The sequence below is a fragment of the Xenorhabdus stockiae genome (assembly GCF_002632825.1).
Taxonomy (GTDB): domain Bacteria; phylum Pseudomonadota; class Gammaproteobacteria; order Enterobacterales; family Enterobacteriaceae; genus Xenorhabdus; species Xenorhabdus stockiae.
Window position 1 is genome coordinate 1 of record NZ_NJAJ01000067.1, and the last position, 8,032, is coordinate 8,032.

Consider the following 8,032-nt stretch of genomic DNA (forward strand, 5'->3'; position numbering starts at 1 on the left):
ATAGGTGGTGCTTTTGACGGTAATAGGTGGTGCTTTTGACGGTAATAGGTGGTGCTTTTGACGGTAATAGGTGGTGCTTTTGACGGTGATATCCACATGGTTAGGAGGTTGACAAATAAAAAACACCACCTATATTTAAAGTGGTATTTAAAAAAAAATCACCACCTAAAATCAATAGTGCAGAGATAACAAAATATGACTGACCTTATAGCCTACAAGTCAAATGCTCTCATTGAAGCTAGCTACAAGCTAACCCTACAAGAACAAAGAGTTCTGCTAATGTGTATTGGTAAACTGAATCCTCAAGCAGCTTCGCCTGAAAAAACCTTTCAATTAACTGCCAATGAATTTTATCTAGCGTTCCCTGATATGGGCAGAGAAAATGCAGAAAGACGCTTACAAGAAGCAGCTGATAGATTAGCTGAACGCTGGATTTACATTCATTGGAATAAAAAGGAAGAAAAAATAAGATGGATTCAAGGTCAAGCTAAATATTTTGATGGAAAAGGAAAAATAGAATTAGTTTTTTCTGATTTAATTATGCCTTATTTGACTCAGCTAAAAGGTCAGTTTACTACCATTGCAGTTAAAAATGTTTCAGCACTAAAACGAACGTATAGCATACGAATTTATGAACTATTAATGCAATTTAAAAAAACTGGAGACAGACTAATTAGCCTTAAGGATTTCAGAACAATGTTAGGTATAGAGGAAAAATATCTACAATTTAAGGATTTAAATAAACTACTCCTAAAACCATCGATCAAAGAATTAAATCAAAAAAGTAATTTAGTAGTGTCTTTTGATACGGTTAAAGACGGACGTAACATTGTTGCATTACATTTCACGTTTAAGGAGGACAATCAAATAAAAATGGATATTTAACAAAAATTATTAAAAAGAAATATAAAATCAATCTATTTATTTAGATTTATATTTCTTTTTAAAGATAGTTCCGTGTGATATTTTAGTGACTTACATTACATCATCAGACTTACTAAAATAACTAGGATGGTATTTTTATGGCACATATGATTTATTTATCTCTAAGTGGTAAAAAACAAGGATTAATCTCTGCTGGATGTTCAACACTTGATTCTATAGGAAATAGATACCAAAAAGGACATGAAGATCAAATACAGGTACTTAGTTTGAATCATACGATAACAAGAGAACAAAATGTAAGTCACCACCCAATACAATTTATAAAGCCTATAGACAAATCATCTCCATTATTAGCTATGTCTATAGATTCAAATGAGTCACTCGATGGTAGTTTTATTTTCTATAGAACAAGCCCAGCTGGAAGTTTAGAACTTTTTTATGAAGTAAAATTTACAGAAGCAACAATTTCAGATATTTCTTGCACTTATCCTAATTCCATTAATAGCAATGAACTTATGCCGTATGAAAAAATATACCTAAAATATAAATCCATAACATGGAATCATATAACTGCTGGTACATCTGCATATAGCATATGGAATGATAGAGTTTTTTAATAAAAAAAGGCTAAGAAAATATCTTAGCCTTTTTTTTTGCTACTAAAATACGCCGAAGCAAAATAAAAAACTATTATGATAAAACTTCCTATAGGAAAAACAGAATCCCATGAATCAAAAAAGAAACTTACGGATACAACACCCCATATTATAATAGAAACAGCAAGGATATTTGACCAAAAAAAATCCTCTACCAATCCACGAAACAACCCATTTTTTCTTTTTTTGTTATTCATATACTATAACCTCAATTATTTATAATATCAGCGAGTACACGAGCAACCTGTTCTTCATAACTACTCCCTTTTCTCTCACTTGGAGTCGTTGTATTTAAAATATAAATAGCTGGCTCTAATTTTGATTCAATTATAAAATATAACATTTCCAATTTATTGTAATAAAAAATCCAATAAAGTTTAGGGCAAATTATTTTAAGGTTATCCGCTGCCATTGATGCTTTTTCAACATATCCATACGATTGAGTTAAAGTTAACAGAGCATTTATAGTCATCTTTGCTGCTCTCTTTACTACAACACTTCTTATTACATTTAAATATATTGCTTCTGATATTACCATAGTTATACCAGTCTTAACTGACTGCGCTGTAGAATATTTAGCGGTTAATTTTATCATGATAGCAAATATTCTTTTTATTGCTTCTTCATCATTACCATCAAATACTTCTTTAACATATAACTCTATCATTCTTTTAATGAAATTGGCGTTATTTTTTAACTCCGCTAAATTTAAATTCATTCTTTTATCTTCTTCTTTTATTTTATCATGTACATCTTCATAGCCTTCAAAATATGGAGAAACCCTATAATACAGTTCCCTTCTCATTCCTAAACCAATCGTTTCTATAGTATCAACCGCCATATCAGCAACATCTTCTAATGCACGCTGTACTGCCGAGGCACTTACTCGATGAGCTTCTTGTACTCTCAAATCAAAATCTCTTTTTTGTTCAACCGCTCTTCGTAATTCATTTTCAATATCGAATCCCATATATCCCTCTAATCAATGTGTAATCGAATTGTCTTCGAGTTTTAGTGTTAATACTCTTCCATCAGAGACACGCATATTAATCATTTCTGCCTGAACCGATGACAACAATTTAAAACTAAACATCATCATTACTGCTAGTTTTTCTTCTGGTATAGCATGGCTTTCATTTAAAACTTCACTTATTTTTATTTGTAACTTTTCTTTTTCATTCATTATAGTACCTTCATTTATTAATTGGGATATTAAATATATATCTTATATAACAATTAATAAGTGATATCAACAAGATAAGATATTATCTATAAATTAAAATAAGATTAGTTATACAGTGTAATCTATACCATATGAAATATTATTCATTCTTAACTAAAAAAAATAGACGCTCACAAAAAAATTAAGGGATTCCTGTATATTATTAACTAAATCCCTATAGACTTATTTAACAAGAAAACAATAAGGTAGTTATTTTTTTACCTTACATGATTTTAACTGTTCTTCCAGCTGTGATACTTTCTGATAAGTAGCCGAAATTGCATTGCGGTTTTTTTCTATTTCCTGACTAAAAAAGAATTTAGCACTAACTCCTGTGGTAACAACAATTGCCAGAATAGAACAAACAATAACCCCAAAAAAATAACGCTCGAGCCAGTTATAACCTAAAGTCACATTCTCTTCTTTTTTCTCTATCTTCTTCACAAAATCATCACTACGTTTAGACAATCTGTCTACCTGTTCAGCGATAGTTTCCATTTGTGCATCCGTTCTCTGCCGGACAGCCCCTGCAATATCAGTTTCTTGGATAGTGGCCAGAATATTCTGCTCTATTTCAGCGGGAACGGTGTTGGCCAGTTCCCTGAACTGAGTGGCGCTCGCATCCATCGAATCTGCAGTTCGGGACTTAATCGCTTTCAGCTCTTCCAGAACTTGGCTCATATGCGCTTTTTGTTCCTCAATATGATCCAATTCAGCCAGCTGCTGTCTGAGTTCATTTATCGTCAGACTGATGGCACTTTCAAATCTCATGATGATATCAGCAACAGTGCCTTGATTTTCGCCCGCCGCTGTCAGTAAGTCAGTCACAACCTCTTGCTGTTTTTCCAGCACGTAGAGATAACCGGAAATCTTTTCAAACTCTGTTAATTCTTTTTTCATATCTGCCTCTGTGGTTACCAACTAAAACCCCGTTCTGGAGAATGGCGCTGACGTTTTTGTAATTTCTTTTCCTGTTCGGCTCTGAGTTTTTCCTGACGTTCGTGTTCGTCACGCAGTCTTGCCTGTAACTTTGCCTGTTCTTCTTGTCGTTGCTGAGCTTCAAGCAATTGTTGTTTTCTCTGCTCTTTCTCTAGTTTATCCGCCTGATAGTTTTGCTTAAATTGCTGCATTCCGTTAAAAATCTCATATTCACACTGAAAATAAATCCTGTTGCGGGTAATTTCAGGTGAATATTCTATTTTGTCTTGTTTTTCCATAAGATGAACAACTTGCTGGCTGTTTATCTGCTCACGGCGGAGATGCCGGTATTCTATGATGGCGTTACGCTCTGTCGGTCTTCGCCATGCACTGGGCAACATTTTTTTCTCCGGTACAAGGTCTAAACCCTGTTTGGCATAGCTGCGCATATCGATACGCTCAGGGCACTGAGCCAGCGCCAGATGATGATTACAGGCTTTTTCCCAGCGTTCACGCAGGGCAACCAGCTGTTCCTTCCTTGTTTTGGGATCTAAGCCGGTATTCGCTTTCTGGCTGCCGCCTTTCTCCGGTGCTTTACGGTTAAATCGCTTAAAATACTGCTCTGGGTCACGTGCAATCCCGTCATTAATCCGCTCTGAAAACATCAGGTGACAGTGGGGCTGTTCGCCGCCGTCAGCGGCAATCGGCACATGAATAGCCCATTGATAGGCGTGCCGTTCGCCCAGCTCCTGCTTAACCCAGTCACGGATAAGCCCTTCCCGTTGTGCCGGACTTAATTCACGGGGTAACGCAATTTCCATCTCCCGATAAGCCGTTCCGTTCTGACGTTCGAAGGCATCCGCCGCCAGCCAGAACTGCTGCGGGTAGTTTTTCGCCCATGCGGGCATATTGCCGTGATCCGTAGACTCCAGCCGCTCACCTTTTTCAAGCCGGTTCTGATATTTCCCCTCACGGGCAATATAGGCTGCATGATGCGCGCCTTTTCCTTTCCTGCCGACTTTCACACTTAATCGGGCTATCGCCATATCTGCCTACCTCGCGGTGTTCAATTCGGAGCAAAGCTCCGACGCGCTGTTTCTCATGAAATGAGAAACATCTAAGCGCGCCTTACCAATAACTTAAACACTTGTTCGCCTGTTGCAAAATTAACATAATGCAAAGTGGCTCACCAATGTTTAAGTTATTGGTAAGGAAACGGCGCTGAATATTAGCATCGTACTGCGAGGTGATAATGAACAAGAATGATGAATGGTTGCAGGCACGGGTGAGCTATATTGAGGGACTGAAATCGCCCACCGAACAACAGCGATGGCTGGTGAAGCTCGCCGGTATTGAAAACCGGACAAAGGACGAAGAACGCAAGCTGATAGTGCTAAAACGTGCAGAGAAAGCCGCAGAACGAGCGATGAAAGCCAAAGGCGCCGCAGCAAGAGTAATTAACGCAGAACGGCTGGTAGCACGTAAGGCGCGTAATCACGAAATGTTTAAGGTGGCAGGACTGGTCAGCCTTGCCGGACTAGTTGACAAGAAAACCGGACAATTGACCCTTGATGCCGGTATTTTTGTGGGTGCATTAGCAAGATTAGTCAACGCATCTCCTGACAGTGAAAAACTACAAGATTTAAAGCAGTTAGGTGATCAGTTGATTGCGGAGAATGAAAAATAATTCTGAATAATTAATAACATTACTCACATCTACTTATCGGCAGTATCGACTTAAAACTCAGTGACTGCCGACAAGTAAAAGTGACTCTTAAGTATCCCAAATTAAAAGATAAAGTTAAGAATAAATTTTATTTATTATTTTCCAAATCAAACCATTCACGATAAACAAGCAATATAGGTTTATAATTGGATGTAACAGGGTCAAAATATTCTTTAAAATCCTTATTTTCAACTAAATTTGAGATTTCCTTATGATATGTTCTTTTAAATCTAACTTTATCTACTTTATTATCAATATATTTAGCACATGCATCATCATATTGATTCAACATACTTTCAATCATGGAATTTAAAGATTTTTTATATATTTCAAATACTAAATTATCCTCATCAGATAAAGTGTTATTATCATATTTAACTTTTAAAGGAGCATATGTAAGAGACAGTGTTTGGATTTGATTTTTGGAATTCTCAATAGCATTTCTAATAGCTAATTCAACACTTGCATACTGAATATTCAAGGCAGAAGACGATGCCTTTGATGATCTATAAAGTGCTATTGCAGATATAATTACCCCAAAACAGGAAATAATTATAGTTAATATCTCTTTCCAGTTCATTATTTTAAACTTCCTTTCATAGCTGCAATCAAGTCGATAAGTTCACTATTATCTGAAGCATTAGCAATACGGCCTTCCTCTATTGATTCTAGCCCGTCCCTCCTGCTTTTTTTGAAATTTTCTCGAACAACTTTTTTCTTTTGTCGAATTAAATTTTCAATATCCCTAATTAAAGATAACTTTTCCTCTTTATTTAAAGGATTATTATTAGAAACCCAATATAATGTATTTATTTCATCATAAATCTTTTGAGCTTCTTTTTTCTTATCTACAGCATTTAAAAGTCTTTCAGTATAAAATAAAGCCCTTTGCTTATTATCCATTTCCATGATTAAAAACTCTGAGTATAAAATTTATGGGTAACATAAAGTATCATTTTTTTCTTTTGTTTCAAATTAATATACAAATAAACCATAATCATATTAATAACTTTTTTGATAAAAGAAATAAAAGAATATGAGGGCAATGAAGCCTGAGCTGATGTTTTTTTGGGCGTCACGAGATTATCTCCGGTATCAGTGACGCCACAGGGACGGGTTCATACCCTGAGCGTTCTGATATCACCGTTAGGCAATTCAACACGTAGGCTTAGTTTTCCGCCTATCGCCTCAACATAGCGTTTCAGGGTAGATAATTTCACATCTTTGCCTAGGCGTTCTATCTGGGCAATGGACGACAGGGGAATATCCAGCGCCTCCGATATCGCCCAGGGCGAGAAGTTACATTCCTCTCTCAAAAGCTGTAATCCGGTCTTTAGCATAATTTCCCCGATCATATTGTCAGGCTTACAGGGGCTGCTTTCGGCACTGACCGCCAGTAAGTTATCAAAAATTTTTACCGGCTCACCGCCTGCCCACTGGGAGGATTTACGGGGTTTACGTTCTTTCAGATTACCTGCGTGATCAAAATAGCGACTGGGCCAGATTTGGGACGGATGCAGATTGAGGCGTTGAGCAATGATCCATTCCCCACGAGGCCAGCCACGATTGAGGGTATTGGCTAATGTCGAGGGATTTAAACCAGATTCACGGGAGAGTTCCGCCATACTGGTGCCGATTTTACGTAATGCGGCGACAACTTCGGCGGGGTGCCAGTCTTCGGTGGTATTCATGCCTGCTTCACCTCATTGTTGTTATTGGTGACGGTTCAAGCAGGGTTTCCAATACCGGAGTATCCACCGGCGAGGCCAAGGCCTCCCCTGCCGAACCGCCATTGAACAGGCGATAGCAGACGCACTGGCAGAAACATCCTACCAGTGTGGGATACTTCGGGGTTGGAAATCCCCGACTATTGGATTTTGCCAATAGCCCTTATAGATTAACCAGTTAAAATTAAATAATCAATAATAAAATCAATTAGATGTGAGTCATTGATTGTGTTGGTGATTCTCGTAAAGCGTGTATTTGCAGTGATGATCGTCGATCTGAGTGCCCTTTCGCAGAGGGAACTCCCGAGTATCAAAAAATAGCTGATAAAAACGCCTCAGAGCGATTCTAAGTGGTTTTTTTGCTTTTGGTGATGGAACGTGTGCCTGTGTATTAAAAACGTCTCAGAATGGTTTATAGGGGGTTATGCCTGTTAAGGCATGGAAGGCTGCTCTTCGGATTAATCGGATCATTATGGATCAAACAGCCGAAGCCAAAGGGGGCTAAACAGGAGCATCATACCCCTCCGCCCTGCAAAGCCGTGAGCGAAGCGAACCAATCTGCACGAAACTTAATGTAACAACAGGTGCATAGAGTCGGAGACTTCGGATCTAACTGAGATCTAACTGCGTGTTAGGCGATTGGGAAAAACAATCATACTGCGATACTTCTTTTTTTGTGACTTGTCTGACTAAATTTTCTGATTTATCCACAGGGCGCACCCTTTTTAACTTGTTTTTCTTGTTTTTATTCTTGTTTTCGGTCGTTTTTTTTATATATAAATCAATTTGTTATAGCCTTATAGGTGGTGCTTTTGACGGTAATAGGTGGTGCTTTTGACGGTAATAGGTGGTGCTTTTGACGGTAATAGGTGGTGCTTTTGACGGTGATATCCACATG

General features: G+C 37.6%; 10 protein-coding genes and 1 pseudogene. 3 read left to right on the plus strand and 8 right to left on the minus strand.

All coding sequences use genetic code 11. The annotated features are described in order from the left end of the window. Positions 1-195: 195 nt before the first annotated feature. On the plus strand, positions 196-885 hold the full coding sequence (locus Xsto_RS19420; RefSeq protein WP_099126147.1) for a replication initiation protein: 690 nt from the start codon (positions 196-198) through the stop codon (positions 883-885). 137 nt (positions 886-1,022) lie between these two features. Continuing rightward, the gene (locus tag Xsto_RS19425; RefSeq protein ID WP_099126148.1) at positions 1,023-1,502 is read left to right on the plus strand and encodes an Hcp family type VI secretion system effector; all 480 of its coding nucleotides are present in this window, start codon (positions 1,023-1,025) and stop codon (positions 1,500-1,502) included. A gap of 23 nt (positions 1,503-1,525) precedes the next feature. On the opposite strand, the gene Xsto_RS19430 is transcribed toward Xsto_RS19425, so the two are convergent. The 5 genes from Xsto_RS19430 to Xsto_RS19450 all read right to left on the minus strand — a co-directional run bounded on the left by Xsto_RS19430 (position 1,526) and on the right by Xsto_RS19450 (position 4,727). Beyond that, the gene (locus Xsto_RS19430) at positions 1,526-1,738 is read right to left on the minus strand and encodes a hypothetical protein (protein WP_099126149.1); all 213 of its coding nucleotides are present in this window, start codon (positions 1,736-1,738) and stop codon (positions 1,526-1,528) included. 11 nt (positions 1,739-1,749) lie between these two features. After that, positions 1,750-2,511: a hypothetical protein gene (locus Xsto_RS19435; RefSeq protein WP_099126150.1), complete on the minus strand. Its 762-nt coding sequence runs from the start codon at positions 2,509-2,511 to the stop codon at positions 1,750-1,752. A 12-nt stretch (positions 2,512-2,523) separates the two neighbouring features. Beyond that, complete coding sequence (locus tag Xsto_RS19440) at positions 2,524-2,724, minus strand: hypothetical protein (protein WP_099126151.1); 201 nt, start codon at positions 2,722-2,724, stop codon at positions 2,524-2,526. A 249-nt stretch (positions 2,725-2,973) separates the two neighbouring features. Further along, entirely contained in the window at positions 2,974-3,663 is a 690-nt protein-coding gene (locus Xsto_RS19445) for a hypothetical protein (RefSeq protein ID WP_141554547.1), read from the minus strand. A gap of 14 nt (positions 3,664-3,677) precedes the next feature. Further along, complete coding sequence (locus Xsto_RS19450; protein WP_211284358.1) at positions 3,678-4,727, minus strand: MobA/MobL family protein; 1,050 nt, start codon at positions 4,725-4,727, stop codon at positions 3,678-3,680. Between the two features lie 206 nt (positions 4,728-4,933). Here Xsto_RS19450 and Xsto_RS19455 point away from each other — a divergent pair, with 206 nt between their 5' ends. Continuing rightward, entirely contained in the window at positions 4,934-5,368 is a 435-nt protein-coding gene (locus tag Xsto_RS19455) for an alanine--tRNA ligase (protein ID WP_099126153.1), read from the plus strand. A gap of 127 nt (positions 5,369-5,495) precedes the next feature. On the opposite strand, the gene Xsto_RS19460 is transcribed toward Xsto_RS19455, so the two are convergent. The 3 genes and pseudogenes from Xsto_RS19460 to Xsto_RS22425 all read right to left on the minus strand — a co-directional run. Beyond that, positions 5,496-5,987 carry a hypothetical protein gene (locus tag Xsto_RS19460; protein ID WP_099126154.1) on the minus strand — a complete coding sequence of 164 codons (492 nt, stop codon included), beginning with the start codon at positions 5,985-5,987 and terminating at the stop codon, positions 5,496-5,498. Continuing rightward, on the minus strand, positions 5,987-6,316 hold the full coding sequence (locus Xsto_RS19465) for a hypothetical protein (RefSeq protein WP_099126155.1): 330 nt from the start codon (positions 6,314-6,316) through the stop codon (positions 5,987-5,989). Before Xsto_RS19465 ends, Xsto_RS19460 begins: the two co-directional genes overlap by 1 nt. 533 nt (positions 6,317-6,849) lie before the next feature. Beyond that, positions 6,850-7,098: pseudogene (locus Xsto_RS22425) on the minus strand (helix-turn-helix domain-containing protein); the annotation flags it as partial. Between the last annotated feature and the right edge of the window lie 934 nt (positions 7,099-8,032).